At 52.0% G+C, this 19394-nt stretch carries 14 protein-coding genes and 2 tRNA genes; 3 read left to right on the forward strand and 13 right to left on the reverse strand.

Annotated elements, in window-relative coordinates:
• The first annotated feature begins 706 nt into the window (after positions 1-706).
• Positions 707-782 (forward strand) — tRNA-Thr (locus WKK33_RS09665).
• A gap of 30 nt (positions 783-812) precedes the next feature.
• Positions 813-883, forward strand: a tRNA-Gly gene (locus tag WKK33_RS09670).
• A gap of 261 nt (positions 884-1144) precedes the next feature.
• Here WKK33_RS09670 and WKK33_RS09675 read toward each other — a convergent pair.
• The 12 genes from WKK33_RS09675 to ileS all read right to left on the reverse strand — a co-directional run bounded on the left by WKK33_RS09675 (position 1145) and on the right by ileS (position 16237).
• Positions 1145-2113, reverse strand: a complete 969-nt coding sequence (locus WKK33_RS09675) for an AMP-binding protein (RefSeq protein ID WP_337933620.1) — start codon at positions 2111-2113, stop codon at positions 1145-1147.
• Entirely contained in the window at positions 2100-3128 is a 1029-nt protein-coding gene (locus tag WKK33_RS09680) for an o-succinylbenzoate synthase (protein WP_337933622.1), read from the reverse strand. The genes WKK33_RS09675 and WKK33_RS09680 overlap by 14 nt, the downstream gene beginning before the upstream one ends.
• On the reverse strand, positions 3128-3952 hold the full coding sequence (gene menB / locus WKK33_RS09685) for a 1,4-dihydroxy-2-naphthoyl-CoA synthase (protein ID WP_287768401.1): 825 nt from the start codon (positions 3950-3952) through the stop codon (positions 3128-3130). Before menB ends, WKK33_RS09680 begins: the two co-directional genes overlap by 1 nt.
• Before the next feature lie 54 nt (positions 3953-4006).
• Entirely contained in the window at positions 4007-5608 is a 1602-nt protein-coding gene (gene menD, locus WKK33_RS09690; protein ID WP_337933624.1) for a 2-succinyl-5-enolpyruvyl-6-hydroxy-3-cyclohexene-1-carboxylic-acid synthase, read from the reverse strand.
• Complete coding sequence (locus WKK33_RS09695; protein WP_337570065.1) at positions 5590-6612, reverse strand: chorismate-binding protein; 1023 nt, start codon at positions 6610-6612, stop codon at positions 5590-5592. Before WKK33_RS09695 ends, menD begins: the two co-directional genes overlap by 19 nt.
• Positions 6613-6630: 18 nt before the next feature.
• Complete coding sequence (locus tag WKK33_RS09700; protein ID WP_287768426.1) at positions 6631-7071, reverse strand: PaaI family thioesterase; 441 nt, start codon at positions 7069-7071, stop codon at positions 6631-6633.
• A gap of 418 nt (positions 7072-7489) precedes the next feature.
• Positions 7490-9133 carry a C69 family dipeptidase gene (locus tag WKK33_RS09705; protein WP_337933626.1) on the reverse strand — a complete coding sequence of 548 codons (1644 nt, stop codon included), beginning with the start codon at positions 9131-9133 and terminating at the stop codon, positions 7490-7492.
• Between the two features lie 10 nt (positions 9134-9143).
• The gene (nadC, locus tag WKK33_RS09710; RefSeq protein WP_215758946.1) at positions 9144-9992 is read right to left on the reverse strand and encodes a carboxylating nicotinate-nucleotide diphosphorylase; all 849 of its coding nucleotides are present in this window, start codon (positions 9990-9992) and stop codon (positions 9144-9146) included.
• Positions 9993-10276: 284 nt separating this feature from the next.
• Positions 10277-11383: a DUF4296 domain-containing protein gene (locus WKK33_RS09715; protein ID WP_337933628.1), complete on the reverse strand. Its 1107-nt coding sequence runs from the start codon at positions 11381-11383 to the stop codon at positions 10277-10279.
• Positions 11380-12063, reverse strand: a complete 684-nt coding sequence (locus WKK33_RS09720; protein ID WP_215758948.1) for a lipoprotein signal peptidase — start codon at positions 12061-12063, stop codon at positions 11380-11382. The genes WKK33_RS09715 and WKK33_RS09720 overlap by 4 nt, the downstream gene beginning before the upstream one ends.
• A complete protein-coding gene (locus WKK33_RS09725; RefSeq protein WP_215758949.1) occupies positions 12064-12444 on the reverse strand; it encodes a TraR/DksA family transcriptional regulator in 381 nt (126 codons plus the stop codon).
• A 166-nt stretch (positions 12445-12610) separates the two neighbouring features.
• Positions 12611-16237 (reverse strand): isoleucine--tRNA ligase, encoded by a 3627-nt coding sequence (ileS, locus tag WKK33_RS09730; RefSeq protein WP_337468739.1) that lies wholly within the window; start codon positions 16235-16237, stop codon positions 12611-12613.
• Between the two features lie 204 nt (positions 16238-16441).
• Between ileS and WKK33_RS09735 the strand changes: the two genes are divergently transcribed.
• Positions 16442-16615 carry a hypothetical protein gene (locus tag WKK33_RS09735; RefSeq protein WP_215758951.1) on the forward strand — a complete coding sequence of 58 codons (174 nt, stop codon included), beginning with the start codon at positions 16442-16444 and terminating at the stop codon, positions 16613-16615.
• 228 nt (positions 16616-16843) lie between these two features.
• Here the strand turns inward: WKK33_RS09735 and WKK33_RS09740 are convergent, their stop codons facing one another.
• The gene (locus WKK33_RS09740; RefSeq protein ID WP_337933630.1) at positions 16844-19291 is read right to left on the reverse strand and encodes a DUF4982 domain-containing protein; all 2448 of its coding nucleotides are present in this window, start codon (positions 19289-19291) and stop codon (positions 16844-16846) included.
• Positions 19292-19394: the final 103 nt, after the last annotated feature.

Consider the following 19394-nt stretch of genomic DNA (forward strand, 5'->3'; position numbering starts at 1 on the left):
ACTTTATTTGATGAATTTTAATAACTATGCGATTTTATCGCATCAGTACTAATGTGTGATTAATGGGTACAAAAGTTGGTTTGTTCTTACTGATGCCGCAAAGATATAGTTTTTATTGATACCTTGCAACACATAGCACAACATTTCTTTATCAATTCATCATTTTTTAACATTTGGCTACCCAACACCATATAAAGAGGTGAAAAGGCCAAATGCCTGCTCGCACGAAACCGATCGACATCAGATCAAGGCGTATCGGGGAGGACGAGGAAAAATTTAACCCACGAAGGAGCGTTCACCGTGATGCCCATTTTGTTATAATACGTATGAATTTATCAATTTGTGACAATTTTAACAACCGTTAACCACTATCGCAGACCCACTTCCCCAATCCCATTTGGTTAACCCACCATACTTTTCAGACAGGCCAACCCACCTTTTCCACAAGATCAATGCAACTTTCTCGCTGGCCCAACACAACTTTCACACACGTTCTATACTCTTTTCCCACAGATCAATGCTACACTCAGCAACCGAAGGCGCAAGCCCATACGCCGTAGCCGTTACAAACACCGCCATGCAGAAACAGAACATCAAAAACACGCTTTCGCAACGATTTTCACACGCATAAGCAGCATTTTCCCGAAAAATATCGAGCAGAATGTTTGGGCGTTTCAAGGAAATATTATACCTTTGCATCGCATTTGCCGATATGGCTCAGTTGGTAGAGCAACGCATTCGTAATGCGTAGGTCCTCGGTTCGAGTCCGAGTATCGGCTCCAAAGGCAAAACATCAAGGTAATCTTACTTACGCGGAATTAGCACATCGGTAGTGCACGGGCTTCCCAAGCCTGGGAGGCGGGTTCGATTCCCGTATTCCGCTCCCTTGATTATCAGGAAGTTACGCTTGTTTACCCTCTTTTTCTCTCCTCTATATTTAATAATCAAAAACATCACTTATACGCTTGAAAACCATCATGGTGCAAGTACGGTGCAAGTAAAAACTGGTATTTACTTAACCCTCATAGCTTTCTACAATAGGTCATATTGTGCCCTTTCCCCATTCTAATACGCTAATCCCACATCGTTAGATTTAGATTCTTGTTAGTGTTTGTTTAGACAACAATCCAATGAACACTTGCAACTAAAACAGATTGCGCTTGGGTTTTCCGGTCTCGGTCATTGGGATTTGGTCAACTTGGATAATTTCCTTGGGTTGCCAATACTTGGGCAGCACATCGTGGCAAACACTCATAATACGAGTGGCATCGGCGGCTTCGGTAAGCATCACCATCTCTTCACCATACTTCTTCGAGGGTCGTTTGGCCATGATAAAGGGAGCCGAAAGATGGGGCGCCAAGGCCTGCTCCACCTCCTCGATCTGAATCTTCACGCCTCCCGAGCACACCACATTGTCGATGCGTCCTACAATCTTGAAACGCACATAGCCCTGCGAACGATCCACGACGGCTATGTCGTGGGTATGCAAGACCGTGGGACAAACGGCAGGAGCGTCGATCACCAAGCAATCGTTGGCGTCGAGCGTGATGCCGACACCCGGCAACGGACGGTACCAGAGGTTGTCGTCAGCGTTACCGCCATTGATCTTGCGCAAAGCGATATGCGAGAGCGTCTCGGTCATGCCATACGAGCTCCACACGGCGTGGGGGAATTGGCGCAACTGGAGTTCCAATTCCTTGTCGATGGCTCCTCCGCCAATCAAAATATTCTTGATAGCTTTCAAGCGGCGTAGCTCCGCCTCATTGCCCAGCGAGTTGAACACCTGCATGGGCACCATGGCCGCAAAATCGATCACCTCGTCGTCGGCAATGGCCGTCATGGGATGCCCCTGCGGCTCAATGCTAACCATCTGTAATTGGCAAACCAAACTACGCACCACCATCATCTTGCCCGCGATATAGTCCATGGGAAGGCACACCAACGCCTTGTTGCCCGGATGCAGGCCGAGCGCCTGGCAGGTCATGCGGGCCGAAGCCTCCATACGGGCCTTCTCAGCCATCATCAACTTAGGTTTGCCCGTGGAGCCACTGGTGAACACAGGTACGGTGGGTTGATCGTCGCGCCATTGCGCAAGAAATTCAGCGATGGTCATAATACATTCGTTCGCCCCTCAAAGCGATGGGCATGTCAATGTTATCGGTAAACAATTGGCCCGTACCCAAGCCCTGCGGCATGATGTCGTCGGTGCCATAAGTGTGGGCGGCCAGATGAGCTATGGCATTGAGCCCGACATTGCTCTCAAGGGCGCTCGTCATCCACGACCCGATGCCTCGGCTCTTGGCCATCGACACCCACTCCTCGCAGCCCATCATACCACCATGCAGCGACGGCTTAAGCACCACATATTGGGGATGGATGGTGTCGAGGAGACGCTCCTTCTCGCTTGGGATATTCACGCCAATGAGTTCCTCGTCGAGAGCGATAGCGATGGGCGACTCCTGGCAAAGACGCGCCATGTCGGCCCATTGGTGCTGACGGATGGGTTGCTCAATGGAATGAAGATCGTAGCGCGCCAACTGCTCCAGGCGCACCATGGCCTCATTGGGGGCAAAGGCGCCATTGGCGTCGACGCGGAGTTCCACCTTGTCCTTGGGGAAAGCCGAACGTATGATGCGCAGCAATTCCAACTCCTTATCAAAGGCGATAGCTCCTATCTTCAGTTTGATGCAGCGGAATCCCAAGTCCAACTTCTCCTGTATGCGCGCCAACATCTGGTCGTACGAGCCCATCCACACCAAGCCATTGGTGGGAATGCCCACCTCACCACGGGCGAAAGGGGTGTCAAAAAGAGCTGTGGAGCCACCCGCGGCCAACTGGGCAAACGCCGTCTCGATGCCAAAGAGCATGGAAGGATAAGGGCGCAACGCCTCATAGGGGATGCGCCCCGTACGCTCAATGGTATCGCAAAACTGGCGCAGCAACAGGTCATAGTCGGACCGTTCGTCGCACGACAGGTCGGGAAGGGTGGCACACTCGCCCACCCCACGCACACCGCCACTCTCAACGACGACATATCGGCTAATACGCGAGGTGTACTGTCCACGCGATGTTTTCGCAGGTTGCTTGAAGTGCAGCGTGCGTGTATGGAGGGTGATACGCATCGTCATTATGGGAACACAGGGTATTTGTCGAAATCGGGCTTACGCTTCTCCAGGAATGCCTTGCCACCTTCCTGAGCCTCGTCCATGGTGTAATAGAGCATGGTGGCATCGCCAGCCAACTCCTGAATGCCGGCCTGGCCATCCAGTTCGGCATTGAGACCCGCCTTGATCATACGGAGAGCCAACGGACTGCGCTCCATCATGATCTCAGCCCACTCAACGCAGGTATCTTCCAGCTGTTCGAACGGCACCACCTTGTTGACCATTCCCATCTGCTCGGCCTCATGGGCCGTGTACTGCTTGCAGAGGAACCAAATCTCGCGGGCTTTCTTCTGACCGACCATACGGGCCAAGTAGGACGCGCCAAAGCCGGCATCGAAACTGCCCACCTTCGGGCCGGTCTGACCGAAGATGGCGTTCTCGCTTGCAATCGTCAGGTCGCACATGACGTGCAACACGTGACCACCGCCAATGGCATAGCCGTTGACCATAGCTATGACGGGTTTGGGTAATCGGCGAATCTGCATCTGCACATCGAGCACATTGAGGCGAGGCACACCATCATTGCCCACATACCCACCACGGCCCTTGACGTGCATGTCGCCGCCTGAGCAAAACGCCTTGTCGCCTGCACCGGTCAGGATCACCACACGGATATCGGCGCACTCGCGGCAATAGGCAAAAGCCTGCGACATCTCCCAGGTAGTGAGTGGGGTGAAAGCGTTGCGATAACGCTCACGATTGATAGTGATCTTCGCAATGTGGTTGTATTCTTCGAACAAGATTTCCTTAAAATCGAAACCCGATATTTTCTTCCAATTTCTTTCCATAGTGATTGATATGTTATTGTTTGCCTTATAATTTTCGGACAAGCCCACAATCGCTTACAGCAGCACCTCAAGCAACATGGGGCGTGGGCAGCGTTCTTCTACAAGCCATTGGATACCTGCGGCAAGATCATCAACGGGTTTCACCTGCCGGTATTCCACACAATTTTGCAGACATACACCCTCAGCGGTGGCATGATGCTTAGCCATAACATATGTGTCGCGGGCCGGACTGTCGGCCAATGGCTTAAACTTGCTGAATATCTCACCGCGCTGGTTGTTGAGCAGTAGCACACGGAAGTTGCCACAAAGTTGCTCGTTCCACAGCGCATTGGCATCGTAGAAGAAACTAAGGTCGCCTATGATGCATGCCACGGGGCATGGCGACATCACTGAATGGCCTGCCGCAGTGGAGAGCGAGCCCTCGATGCCATTGACGCCTCGGTTGACATACAGGTAGCGATCGGCATACTTCAGCGCCATGCGTACCGACAGACTGTTGGCCACATGTACGTTCATCGATGTGCCCTTGATGGCCTGGAAGAACAGGCGGATGGCCTCGTTCTGCCTGTCGTGGGTAGCCACTTGTGCCTCAACAACAACCTCCGACTGGAGCGCTTGCCATTGGTGGAGCCACGACTCGGAAGCCGAATAGCTGCGGTTGGCCGTCAAGGCTTGTAGCATCTCATGGGGTTGAGCCTCGACCATGTCGGTGGCGTTCATCAGCACGTCGGTCACGGCACCTATCGAGGTTACGACCACGCTGCGCCGTGATTTGGCCTGTTGCAACCATTGGCGCATGTTCTTGGCCACGAGATTTCCACCGATATAGATAATGAAGTCGGGAAACAAATCGTCATGGGTCTTCGCCCAATTGGCGAGCAAGTCTAACGAGGGCAACGGCCCATCGGTGTCGTCAGAAAGTTTCTCTGCCAGCACCACCACCTTTTGCCTCAGCAATGCCACGGCCTCGGCCGCTTTGCGCCATTGGCTCCTCGCCATCTGTCCCAGCACCAACATGGGTTTCGCGGCCGAAGCAAAGTCGGCGGCTACGGCTGCAAGGCGCTCCGAATCGGCCACCATTGGCGTAAGACAAATTTTACGCTCCACAGGCAAGGAATCGATGGTGAAATTGTACAGAGGCTCGGATATGGGTACATTGACATGAACGGGACTGCATCCATGTGACCGAAGGGTAAGCAAGGCCTCATTGACCATGCGGTTGCAATGCCACCGCTCCAGGTCGTCGTGGGGCTCGGGCAACTGCATACTGGCCTTGACCATCGCTCCCAAGGCACCAACCTGCGGAAGGGTTTGGCCTTGCAACTGATTGATCATAGCCAATGGGCGATCGGCAGAAATAACGAGAAGCGGCACCTCACGGTAATAAGCCTCAGCCACGGCAGGCGCCAAATTGAGCAGGGCCGAACCGCTCGTGACACACACGGCCACAGGATGCTCAGACGCCAACGCCAATCCCAAGGCATAGAAGCCAGCTGAGCGCTCGTCGGTAGCAGCCACACAATACATGTCGGGGCACGAAGCAAAGTTGTGGGCCAACGGCGCGTTTCGGCTACCCGGACAGATCACCACGGTGGTGACGCCGTGAGCCACCATCAGCGAGGTCAGGATGTTAACGTTTATCTTGTCTGAGTACATAGTCTTCTCATTGCCTCCATTTTCATCATCGTCTCCTGCCATTCGCTCTCTTCGGAACTTTCGGCAAGAAGGCCGCCCCCAGCATAGAGCACGCAACGATGGGCGCTTAGCTCCATGCATCGCAACGACACGAAGAGGGCCGTCATGCCACCCACATTCCACGGGCCACAATAACCACTGTAATACCGGCGGTCGATGCTCTCGTTGGCAATGATAAATTCCATGGCCTCCTGCTTAGGCAGGCCACACACAGCGGGCGTGGGATGAAGTGCATCGACCAACTTACCCAAGCCATTGCCATCGGTCAGAGAATCGTCGAGCGTAAAGGAGAAGTCGCTACGCAGATGAACAAGGTTGCCTGCCTTCACGGTATAAGGTTCCGATATCTCAAGATCGGTGGCAAAAGTACTTAAAGCTTCTTCGATATAGTGGGCAACAAGCTGCTGCTCTTTCTTATTCTTCTCAGACCACTCGTATTGCTTTTTACCCTCCCATGCCATGGTGCCGGCCAAGGCCATGGTACGCCATTGATAACCGTCCAAGGCGAGCAATATCTCGGGAGTAGCCATAAGCCATGTGCCCGCCACCTCGCTGCAAACCAACGCTATCATCATACGGGGATAGCTACGGCAAGCCTCAGCAAACAGTTGCTCGGGACAGTAAAGCTCCGACGATGTGAAAGAAGCACAACGCGAGAGCACCAACTTAGAGAAATGGCCTTGGCAGATAGCCTCATGGAATCGGGCAAAATCGGAGGCGTATTGCTCACGTGAGCAGTGCTCATCCACAGCAACGCGTGATGGCATGGAAGCCATGGGAACAGGCACAGACTTGCCTTCGATAACGACTATGGGTGTGGAGGCTGACGTTTGAAAGGGTGCCATCACAAATCCGCAGACACCATCGAGCTCTTCGGCTGACGACAACAGATGGGTGGTATCGGCATCGATACGATAAGCCTGTTCGGCATAAGGCATCCTATACAAAACAAAATCGGTCTTCATAGGGTATGGGGACAATATTTATTTCGACTTCCCTGAGGTGTTGGGAGCCGACTGAGGTTTGATAATATAATTGGTGACGCTAACCGTAGAGATGAGCTCTTGGTTGGAGTTTCGAATATCCACCTGCCATGTGTGGAGGGTGCGGCCTTTGTGAAGCAAGGTGGCTGTGGCTTCCACCACATCGCCTTCCATCACCGCTTTCACATGCGATCCGCTGACATTGATACCAACACTGATCTTTCCGGGACAAAGGGCCAACGAACCCACACCAGCGATGTTCTCGGCAAGCGCCAACGATGCACCTCCGCTTAAGAAGCCGAAAGGTTGGCGATTGCGATGGTCGACCTTCATTCGAGCCTTACAGGTATTGGGCTCAGGAGTCGACAAAAATTCCATGCCAAGAGATTGCGACAGTCCGTCTTGGCTATCTATCAGTTTTAATACGCGCGATATATCCATCATTACATAGTAAAGATTAATAAATGCGAAGCAGATCTGATCTCTCTCATAAACGAAAGATCGGTCTACCGACAAAGAGTGGCTACTTGCATAATCACCACATATTGTTCCACAAAGATACACATTATTTTCATCATATAGCCATTATCTTCGAATTTATGTTTCAATGGGGCATGGAATAAGCATGAAATTGTTGGCATGTCCATGTAGCGGGGAGCGAAATGAGCGAAACTACGAGGAAGGGAGAGAATACTGGTTTCAGTAGGACGTGGGGAGAATCGAAAAAGCGGTTGCCCTTACGTTTGATTCAAACGATGGGACAACCGCCATTATATGTACTATCTGTTGGCAATGTTCACATACCGATGCTCAACACATCACGCATGGGTTTCGACAAAACAGATTGCGTATAGTGGGATTATTCTGTAGGAACGAGGAACTTATCGCCTGTGGTCTCGGCCAACTTCTTTTGGAAAGCCGCAGCTGATCCTACACGTTTCACTGTGGCGCCAAGGCCCTCCTTCGTGCGGAGGAATTTGCCATTCTGGTCGGGTTTCACAGCCATATCGTTGTACTTCACGATGAGATAGAAAGCCAACTCCTTCCAACGCTCGAGCATCTGCTGAGCCTTCGTGTTACTATAGGTGTTGAGATACTTCACAGCCTCTTCCTCGCTGGTTTTGCAGAGCTCTACGGCACGGGCCTCAACCTCTGCCTGCTGAGCGAAGTAGCTCTGGTCAAGGGAGTCGCGAACAGCCTTCAGACTGGGGAACATCAGTGAGTAACGGGGATAAACCATGTTGCTCACCCAGTTGCAAACCCAGTAGGCATTCTTCATAGAGAATGTCACAGCATCAGCACCAGGAGTGTCGTAACACTCGGGAGAAACCGTGTTGCCGCAATAGATCGGGGTATAAGCCACCATGTTGCCATCATCGTTGCCGAACCACAGGACACCACCTATCTGACGGGGAAGCCAAGAACGCATCTGCGATACGTATGAGAAGCCTGTCTGCTGGGTAGAGGTAGGACGCTCATTGAAATATTTCTTGCCGTTCACCTCGTAATACAATGGTGTGGGACGATATGGCATCTGCCATACGCCACCGCCGATATCGGTAGAATCGAGTGCCATCGGAGTGCCCTCATAGTGGTCGCGCATGGCGGCCTCTACGTCTTGAACCGACAGCTTCTTATCAGGGATGACCCACAAAGGCATGTCCTCAGCGTTCTTGTCCTTACCCAAAGCCCAAGGCAGGTAACGGTCCATTCCCTTCACGAAGCGATTGAAGAACGCCCATACACGAGCGTCGCAGATGCGTCGTCCGGCAAAGTCGGGGGCTGAGTAAACCATCTTCCATGAGAAGTCGGCATCCTTACCCGTAAACCATCCCTTATCGCGGGCAAACTTGATGACGTCCTTTGAATACATGACGTTCTTCTTGTCCTTCATGTTAAACTTGCCTATGCGGCTTTGGTTGGCATGACCAGAGATGGCGTTGTCGGGGATGCGCTGAGCTACCCATACCACGCCCTTCGAGCCGGGACCCTTGCCCAGCATCTCCATAATCCACGCCTCGTTGGGGTCGCAGATGGTGAACGACTCACCGCTTGAGCAATAGCCGTAGGTCTGAGCCAAGGTGGTCATGACCTTAATGGCCTCGCGAGCAGTCTTAGAGCGTTGCAAAGCGATGTGGATCAGTGAGCCATAGTCGATGATTCCCTGAGGGTCTACCATCTCCTCACGGCCGCCACAGGTTGTCTCACCAATGGTAACCTGATACTCGTTGATGTTGCCGTTGACCGTATAGGTAACGGGTGCCTCAGGGATTTGTCCGTGGTAGACGTGGGTGTCCCAGTCAACCACATCACGCATCTCGCCCTTCTTGTGTGTGCCAGCGGGGAAATGCTGCAGCCCGATGAACATACCATAGTCGTCGGCGGTGTACGTACAGATCACCGAGCCATCGACCGAAGCGTCCTTACCAACAATGAAGTTGGTGCAGGCCGAAGCGTAACTTGCGGCCAGGACCAGGGCTGAAAGAATAAAAAACTTTTTCATAAATTAGATATTAACAAGCTTTAAAACTCATGTCAAGACCCTTGACGCTGTGCGTAAGCGCACCAACGCTGATGAAATCAACGCCCTGCTCAGCATAACTACGAATGGTGTCGAAGGTGATTCCACCCGACGACTCCACCTCAAAACGATGATTGATAATGTCGACAGCCTTCTTTGTGTCGGCCACAGTGAAGTTGTCGAGCATGATACGGTTTACACCGCCCTTGTCGAGAACCTGCTGAAGCTCATCAAAATTGCGAACCTCAATCTCAATCTTAAGATCCAGTCCCTTCTCGTTAAGGTAGTGATGGCAACGGTCAATGGCATTCTCAATGCCACCGGCAAAGTCGACATGGTTGTCCTTGAGCAGGATCATGTCGAACAAACCGATGCGATGGTTCACACCACCACCAATCTTAACGGCCTGCTTCTCCAACATACGCATGCCCGGAGTGGTCTTACGTGTGTCGAGAACATGGGCTCCTGTGCCCTCAATCAGTTTCACATACTTGTTTGTCATGGTGGCAATGCCGCTCATGCGCTGCATGATGTTGAGCATCAAACGCTCTGTCTGAAGCAACGAGCGAACCTTACCCGACACCACAAACGCAATGTCGCCCTTCTTCACTTGCGCACCATCCTCCATGAAGACTTCCATCTGCATGGTGGGATCAAAGCGGTGAAACACCTCGCGGGCAACGTCAACACCCGCCAGGATTCCATCCTCCTTAATGAGCAGGTGACTTTTTCCCATGGCATCTTCAGGAATGCAGCACAAGGTTGTGTGATCTCCATCTCCTATATCCTCAGCGAATGCGAGGTCGATAAGAGCATCTTCAAGTTCGTTTACTGATAGCATATTATTCGGTTTTAATGTTTGATTATTCTTGATTAGACAGGGTTCAGCGCCCTACAGGACTGGTTCTGACGGCCCCTCAGTGTTGTTCCACTACATGTTTTACGGCCTATCAGGGATGTTTTTCATATTGTCAGCGCCCCATTAGAAGAAAGCAAACGCCCCTTGGAAGGAGTGCCAACGTCTCTTTTAGGGAGCTTCCGCTCGACTTCAGAGTCTTTGTCACATCTTCAGTCGAGATCATTAATCTTATCATTCCTCTGAAAATAACACCTTGATAGCGATGGTTACTTCATCGGTTTGATAACCTCCTTCACTATTTTCAGGCTCTTTCGTGGAGCCAGTTGTCGTTGGGGACGGGCACCATTATTAGCGGGCACCAAAGCACTCCTGTTCGAAGGAGGCACTGCGCCATTTTTAGTTGGTGGCGTAGCACCATTATTGGCTGGAGGTGTAGCATCCTTATCCATGGGCACAACCGTCTGCTTATTGGCTGGAACCGCAGAAATCTGTTCGGATGACTTGTTGACGGCGGGAGCTGGTTCCGCCGTCTTCTCTAACGACGACGGCGCAGTATTAGCCTGCGACTTGTTTCCCTCAGTCATACGATGGCATCTCAGAAGGTGGATTCGGTCGAAGCTCACCAGTCGCAAGGTGGTGGAAGAACTGTTCGCCTGATTGTTCTTATTAAGCAGGAAATAGCCTCTGATCTCCTTAACGCCAAGGCTATCGCCATCGGTCAGCACCACTTGCTGTTCGGACGACGATGAAACGTGCATCGTTCTTGAAACCACACTGTCGTTGGTAAACGTCAAGGCCATGCAAATGATGGCATCGCGCATGCCGTCTTGGAAGATGAAATTACTATGGGTCGTCAACACATAATCATCGCCCTTCTGCGCTTTCGCGTCAGGGCTATAATGGAACGACACAACGTTATAGGGCTCATTGGGAATCAAGACAACCGACTGGGCACCCTTCCAAATATCAATAGTGTCGCCCGAAGCCGTGTTAAAGGCATCGTTGTCTGTGTTGAGGCTCACCGATGAACCCATGGCCTGCGCGTCGTCTTCCATTCGCTGAGCGATCTTTTCATACATATCATGGAGTTGCGACGTATGGCGCATGTAATAAACCATCGACGAATCAAACTCAGCGCTGGTCACATCATACTTCTTGAACACCGCCGTGTGATAGGCGATGAGGTTCTGATTGCAGTCGCCTTCAGCCGAATAGGCCATGGCATCAGCCAAATGATAATCGTAAAGCAAATCCTCCATCACATCGGGTTGTATGATACCCGATGGAGCCGAGGGCTTGCACGAACTAACAGCCATGGCGAAAGCCATTACGACCAACCAAAATCCAAGTGTACGATGTGTATGATTTCTCATGCCTTAGGATCAATTTCTTGTTTATTATCCTTGTGGAAGGCCACACGGAACGTTGTCTCCATTTGCTCCAAATCTTTTCTACAGAACAAAAGAAGGCTAATTACTCCCACCGTAATGCAGGAGTCTGCAAAGTTGAAAACGGGCGAGAAAAAGATGAATTCATCACCACCCCACATAGGCATCCATGTAGGCCAAGTGCCGTGGAACAAGGGGAAGTAGAACATGTCGACCACTTTGCCCATCAAAACATCGGCATATCCAGTACCGAACGGCACCCAATAAGCCACATAAAAAGGCGACGAGGCACTGAAAACAAGGCCATAAAATATGGAATCGAAGATGTTACCAGCCGCTCCAGCCAAAACCATCGAAAGAAAAACGACGTAGCGCGTACGCCCCTTCTGCTTGACGGTTTGACAAATAAACCAACCTATGGCAGACACAGCAACAATGCGGAGCACACTCAGAAAAAGCTTGTTGATAAACGTCATACCCCAAGCCATTCCGTTGTTCTCCACAAATGTGATGTAGAACCAATCGGTAATGCGAATCGACTCACCCAATGTCATGGATGTCTTTACCTCGATCTTAATGACCTGATCGATGATCAGAATGGCCAGGATGATAATCCACGCCATTCTGCCATCGGTCATCCATTCGTGTTTCTTTACTTTGGCCATTTAGTGATTTCTTGAATTTTTGGAAGCAACGCTCAGCGTAGCGTGCGGCACAACGCGCAAGCGCTCCTTGGGAATCAACTCTCCCGTCAGTCGGTCGATGCCATACGTCTTGTTCTCGATGCGGACAAGTGCCGCCTCCAAACCCTGTATGAACTTCTGTTGACGCTGAGCCATCGAGATGAGTTGTTCTTTCTCCATGGCATCTGTACCTTCTTCCAAGATCTTGTAAGTGGGTGCGGTGTCACTATCCGAATTGCTATCGGCGTTCATCAATTGCCGCATCATCTCGTTGTAACTCTTTCGGGCTACCTCCAATTTCTCATTAATGATCTGGCGGAACTCCTGAAGTTCCTCATCAGAATAGCGTGTTTTTGTTTCCATAATGATTGATTAAAGATTAGGCATCTACGATTCTCCACCTTGATGAAAGGCAGAGAAACCTTCGATGGATGATAGAGGAACCTTATCGGCTCATCCAGCGAAAAAGACAACCTTGGTTGCTTTTTCCACTGGATGGCACTAAGGTTTGATTGTCGGGAGCGGCGTCTTAGGCCTTCTCCACCTTAATATTGATCTTGAATGTGTCGAAGTCGGTCTCCACACCATCATTGGGAGCCACCGTGATGGCATCAGCCAACACCTGACTCTTGATATAGTCGCCGAAGGAAGCGATGGCGGCGTCGGTCTCTTCGTTCGACTCCACGGTGACCTTCACGCGGTCGGTAATCTCGAGTCCACCCTCCTTACGCATATTCTGAATGCGGTTGATGAGCTCGCGAGCCATACCCTCGTTCTTCAACTCAGGGGTCAGCTCCACCTCCAGGGCCACAGTCAAGTTGCCCTCGTTAGACACCAACCATCCGGGCATGTCCTCAGAGATAATCTCCACATCGGCCACCTCGACGGTAACGGGCTGTCCCTCAACCTCAAAGCTGTACTGACCGTCGCGCTCAAACTTAGCAATCTCCTCTTGAGAGAGGCCACTCATTGTAGCGGCAACGCCCTTCATGAGCTTACCAAACTTCTTACCCATAACGCGGAAGTTGCACTTCACCTTCTTCACAAGGATATTCTGACCCTCCGCATAGGTCAAGGCTTTCACGTTAACCTCATTGATAATCAGATCCTTAACAGCCTCGATATGGTTCTTCTGAGCCTCATCGATCACAGGAATCATGATCTGAGCCAATGGCTGACGCACCTTGATGCTCACCTTACGGCGCAGGGCGAGAACCATTGAGGTAATCTTCTGAGCCATGGCCATGCGGGCCTCAAGGTCCTTATTGACCCAAGCCTCATCGGCCTGCGGGAAGCGATCCAAGTGTACCGACTCCAGTTCGCCCTTCAAATCCTTATAGAGCTGGTCAGCGAAGAACGGTGCAAAAGGTGCCAACAACTTGGAAACTGTCATCAAGCAGGTATAAAGCACACGATAAGCGGCAAGCTTGTCGGCGCTCATCTCCTTACCCCAGAAACGCTTACGGTTGAGGCGAACATACCAGTTGCTCAAGTCGTCGTTGACGAAAGCGTCGATCAGACGGCCGGCACGTGTAGGATCGAAGTTCTCAAGTTCCTTTGTTACACCCTTGACAAGCGTGTTGAGGCAAGAAAGAATCCAGCTATCCACCTCCGTCAACGCCTCCTTGCTATCGGCCAATGAGCCCTCTGCGGGGTTGAAACCGTCGACGTTGGCATAGAGCGCAAAGAAGCTATACGTATTATATAAGGTGCCAAAGAACTTACGACGACACTCATCAACGCCATTCGGGTCGAACTTCAGGTTGTCCCAGGGCTCTGAGTTGGTGAGCATATAGAAACGTACGGGGTCGGCACCGTACTTGTCGAGCATCTCGAATGGATTGGTCACGTTGCCCACGTGCTTACTCATCTTATTGCCCTTGGCGTCGAGCACCAGGCCCGAACTAATGACATTCTTAAAGGCCACAGAGTCGAAGACCATGGTAGCGATGGCATGAAGCGTGAAGAACCATCCTCGCGTCTGGTCAACACCCTCATTGATGAAGTCAGCGGGGAAGAAGGCAGGAGCCACAGCTGTGCCCTCGTACGTGCTATGTACCAATTGGTTGCGATATTCGTCCTCACTCAAGCCAGTGGCCTTCAAGCCCTCAGCGTTGATCTCACCCTCAAACGGATAGTGAAGCTGCGCATAAGGCATTGAGCCCGAATCGAACCACACGTCAATCAAATCGCTCTCGCGGTGCATGGGCTTACCGCTCTCACTTACCAAAACGATACGGTCGATATAGGGGCGGTGGAGGTCCACCTTATCATAGTTGGCCTGTGAGAAATCGTTGACCACGAAGCCGAGGTCCTTCAGCGGGTTGCTCTTCATGAAGCCCGCCTCGACCGACTTCTCGATCTCCGCATAGAGTTCCTCGATTGAGCCGATGCACTTCTCATTGCGATCCTCGTCGCGCCAGATAGGCAAGGGAGTTCCCCAGAAACGTGAGCGCGACAGGTTCCAGTCGTTAAGGTTCTCCAACCAGTTTCCGAAACGACCTGTTCCAGTGCTCTCCGGCTGCCAACGGATGGTCTTATTGTAAGCCACCATCTCCTGCTTCTTCGCCGTGTCGCGGATAAACCACGAGTCGAGCGGATAGTAAAGGATGGGCTTATCGGTGCGCCAGCTATGAGGATAGTTGTGCACCATCTTCTGGATCTTGAAAGCAGAACCCTCTTGCTTCATCTCCATTGAGATGATAATGTTGAGGTCTTCGGCCTTGGCCGAGGCCTTCTTGTCCCATACGCCCTCTGGGTTGAACTTAGGATCGTAGGCGTTCTTCACATAGTCGCCAGCATGGTGACCGTAAGCCTCCACGTCGACACAACGCTCCACGAAATTGGCGTCGAGGTCTTCGATCAGATAATACTTACCCTGCAGGTCGACCATAGGACGTGTCTCGCCCTTCTTCGAGATGAGGTATAGTGCGGGAATACCAGCGTCGTTACACACCTTGGCGTCGTCGGCACCGAATGTAGAAGCCGTGTGCACAATACCCGTACCATCCTCAGTGGTGACGTAATCGCCAGGGATGACGCGGAATGCTGCATCAGACATCTCCACAAATTGGTCGCGGCCATCGGCACCCTGGAACACCTTCTCAGGATGGGCGGCAGCGTATTCGTTGACGAAAGCATGGCTATACTGGCTCACCTTCTCGCAAGGTTTCACCCAAGGCATGAGCTGCTTGTAGTGGATACCCACCAGATCGGCACCCTTCATGCGGTCGACGATCTTCCAAGGACAATGCTTAGCTTCCTTGTCGTATGCAGGCAGCTCGCCCTCCTTCACCTCATGGTCGGCGTCGAGGTAAGCGCCCAGCAGGCTCTCGGCCATCACGGCTGTGATCGGCTCGCCCGTATAGGGATTGTAAGTCTGCACTGCCACATAGTCGATCTTCGGCCCTACGCACAGTGCCACGTTAGAAGGTAAGGTCCAAGGCGTGGTGGTCCAAGCCAGGAAATAAGGCTTACCCCACTTGGTCCACTCGGCCTTCGGCTCGGTGATGAGGAACTGAGCCGTAACGGTAGTGTCCTTCACATCCTGGTAGCAACCCGGCTGATTGAGCTCGTGTGAGCTAAGTCCCGTACCGTCAGAGGGCGAATAGGGCTGAATGGTGTAACCCTTGTAGAGCAGGCCCTTGTTGTAGAGCTGCTTGAGCAACCACCATAGGGTCTCTATATACTTGGTGTCGTATGTAATATAGGGGTTCTCGAGGTCGACGAAATAACCCATGCGTTGGGTCAGTTCGTCCCACTCCTTCGTGAACTTCATCACGTCTTGGTGGCAACGGTGGTTGTACTCTTCCACGGAAATCTTCTCGCCAATATCCTTCTTGGTGATATGCAGTTCTTTCTCCACATTGATTTCCACGGGCAGTCCGTGAGTATCCCAACCAGCCTTACGCTTCACTTGGAAGCCCTGCATGGTCTTATAGCGGTTGAAAGCGTCCTTGATGGAGCGTGCGAGAACATGGTGAATACCTGGGTGGCCATTGGCAGAGGGGGGACCCTCGAAGAATATGAACTTGGGGCATCCCTCACGTTCATCAATACTTTTGTGGAAGATATCGTTCTTCTCCCACTGCGCCAAGACCTCCTGGTTCGTCTTGGTCAAATCCAATCCACTATGTTCGGCAAATTTCTTAGCCATAATCTTTTCTAACTTTACCTTAATAAATAATTTGGCGCAAAGTTAACAAAAAAGTGTGGAACGGGGAAATTTTTCATTATTTCTTTTCACATACCATCCATCCCCAAGGCCGTTCAACTATCAAATCGTTATTTTTTAGTGCCCATAACTTTGTTAGTCGACGATAATTCCGTACATTTGCAAATAAAAAACGAACAAACAGATATGGGAAAGAATGAACTCTATGTGTTGATTGCCGTCTTCGTGCTACTCACCGTCATCATCGTTTGGTTTGGCGCAAAGTGCATCAACGATATTCGCAATCGGAAAAAACAACAAGAAAAGCGCCGTCAGGAGTGGCAGGCCAAGATCAGAGGCCAGCGCCAAGCCAACGGATAGCGTAGGGTCTGCGTTGTGTTTCGGAAGCCCATTTTTTCAATAAGGCCTACAGATATGGTAATAGACGCGATCAAATCAGCTCCCACTCTGGGGACGGAGAACACGCCTTGTTGTTCCTACACGATGATTAGCTCGAGGTAGACTGAATCTTCCTTACATTTCAAGCCACCAACGCCAACCCTTTGATAATATTATTCGAGGGTTGGCGTTGGTGGTTCTTATGTTTATTTACTTACCTGCGACTTTCAGTTTGATGGTGTTTTGAAGTTTGGCTTTCTTATCCTTCACCACAACGTCGATGTCGCCGATGGCGTTACCTGCCTGCACCGTGACTACCAGTTTGCCACTGAACAGGTGCATGTGGGGTTCGGTAAACACCTCAACCGATGTGGCGTCGCCATTACAGATGGCCTTGAACGTTCCAGCGCCACGCACCTCCACTTCGATGTAATCGGTGGCAGTGGGCAGCTCGGTGCCATTCTTATCCACCAGACTCACTGTGATATAGCTCAGATCAGCTCCATCGGCGTGGAGCGTGCTACGGTCAGCCTTCAGTTTGATGGCAGCAGCACGCCCGGCCGTCCTTACGGTCTGCTCGGCTGCGGGGCGTCCAGAAGCATCGTAGGCCACCACGCGCAACTCGCCCGGCTCATACTTCACATCATTCCACATAAGGCGATAACGCTTGGCGCGCTCGGCAGCCAATTCAGGCGTTGACACCAAGGGGCCATCCCCCCTCAGCGTTTTGTCCTTCTGTCGACGGCCTTGCGACTTTCCGTTCACAAAGAGTTCAGCCTCAGGGTAGTCGGTATAAACAAACACCGGGGTCACCTGACGCTCACGACCCGGCCAGGTCCAATGGGGCAACAAGTGGAGCGTGTGCTCCTGCGTGTTCCACACCGACCGATAAAGGTAATAGCGGTCTTTGGGCAATCCGGCTAAGTCGAGAATACCAAAGTAGCTGCTTCGACTCGGCCAATAGTTGTCGTATGGCGTGGGCTCGCCCAAATAGTCGTAGCCAGTCCACACAAACTGTCCGATGGTGTACGACTTGTCTTCCATCGCCATGAAGTCGACCTCTGGGAGGTTGCTCCACGAGCACCACTCGGTATCGTAGCCGTTCACCTGTCCATCGGCTTCCTCGGAAGCCACCTTGAAACGAACAGGGAACTTGTAAACGCCGCGCGAACTGACGGTAGAGGCCGTTTCGGAGCCTAACAGGAAACCCTTTGGCAACTGGCTGATGGCCCCATCATATTTGTGGACACGATAATTGAATCCTGTGATGTCCATCACCTGCGCGAACCCAGACTTCAGGGCAGCGTCTACACGGTCCATGCCTTGCGTAACGGGACGCGTCGAATCGTAGCGATGGCAGATGTCTTGCAAGCGACCAGCGATGTCGCGGCCTTCACGACTCCCCTGCTCGGGAATCTCGTTACCGATGGAATACATCACCAACGAAGGATGATTGCGGTTCGACAGCACCAGATGGGTGAGGTCGCGCTCGCTCCATTCGTCGAAATACTGTGCGTAACCGTTCTTGCATTTGGGATAGCGCCACATGTCGAAACTCTCGGCCATGACCATCATTCCCAACGAGTCGTACACCTCCATCTGCATCTGCGAGGGCAGGTTGTGGGAGGTTCGTATGGCATCAGCTCCCATGTCCTTCAACGCCTTGACCTGACGGATGAGCGCTGCCTTGTTGAGCGCCGCACCAAGCGGGCCCAGATCGTGGTGCAGACACACGCCCTTAAACTTGCGCGCCTGTCCGTTGAGTTCAAAGCCACGCTCCTTGCTGTAAGCGAGGGTTCGTATGCCCGTATTCATGTGGAAAGCGTCAACCACACGTCCGTTTTGGTAAAGCGTCACAGCAACGCGATAGAGATGCGGAGTCTCGGGCGACCAGAGACGGGGCTTGGCCACCGGAAGACTGATGTGCACACGTCCCTCCTGATCGAGCGATGCGTGTGCAGCCTGTTCCACCCATCCCTTAGGGTTAAGGAGCGACACTTCCACCGCCCAACCCTCTTGCCCCGTGGCGCCTTTCACCTGTGTGTCGAACGCCAGCGTGGCAGATGCCGAATCGGCCTTTTCTGTACGCAGGAAGGTGGCCCACGGGTCGATGCTCACCACCGGCATTGTCACCAGCTTCACCGGTCGGTACAGTCCTGCGCCAGGATACCAGCGACTGCTCTCTGGCTGATTGCGCAAACTGACAGCGAGGGTGTTGCTACCCGGGTGAAGAAAGGGCGTGATGTCGAGGCGGAACGGCGAATAGCCATAGGCCCAAAAGCCCGCTTTGCGACCATTGACATAGACCGTGGGCTCGGCCATGGCGCCATCGAACTCAAGCGTATAGCGCTGGCCCGACATATCACCTACGTTCAAGGATGTGGCATAATAGCCCTCGCCTATCCATGGAAGGGCTCCTGAGCGCCCTGATTTTTCCGTCTTCTCCTTCTCGCCATTCTGCACAATGGCCACCATCTGCAAGTCCCATTTCTTATCGAACGGTCCGCTAATGGCCCAGTCGTGGGGCACACTGACGGTTTGCCAATGGAGACTATCGCGTGAGAACTGCCACGTGTTGAGCGATTGTTCATGGCGGGTCTGGGCTTGAAGACTGATTGATGACAAAAGTAGTAGTCCACAAAGGGTAATAGGTTTCATAAGTAAAATGTCTTAATTTTGCTATTTCGATGTTGCAAAGATAATAAAAAATAGTAACTATTCAGCGAAAGGGCATGGCGGGGTATCAAGCCTCAAATAAGGC

The sequence above is a fragment of the Hallella sp. genome (assembly GCF_037460745.1).
Classification (GTDB): Bacteria; Bacteroidota; Bacteroidia; order Bacteroidales; family Bacteroidaceae; genus Prevotella; species Prevotella faecis.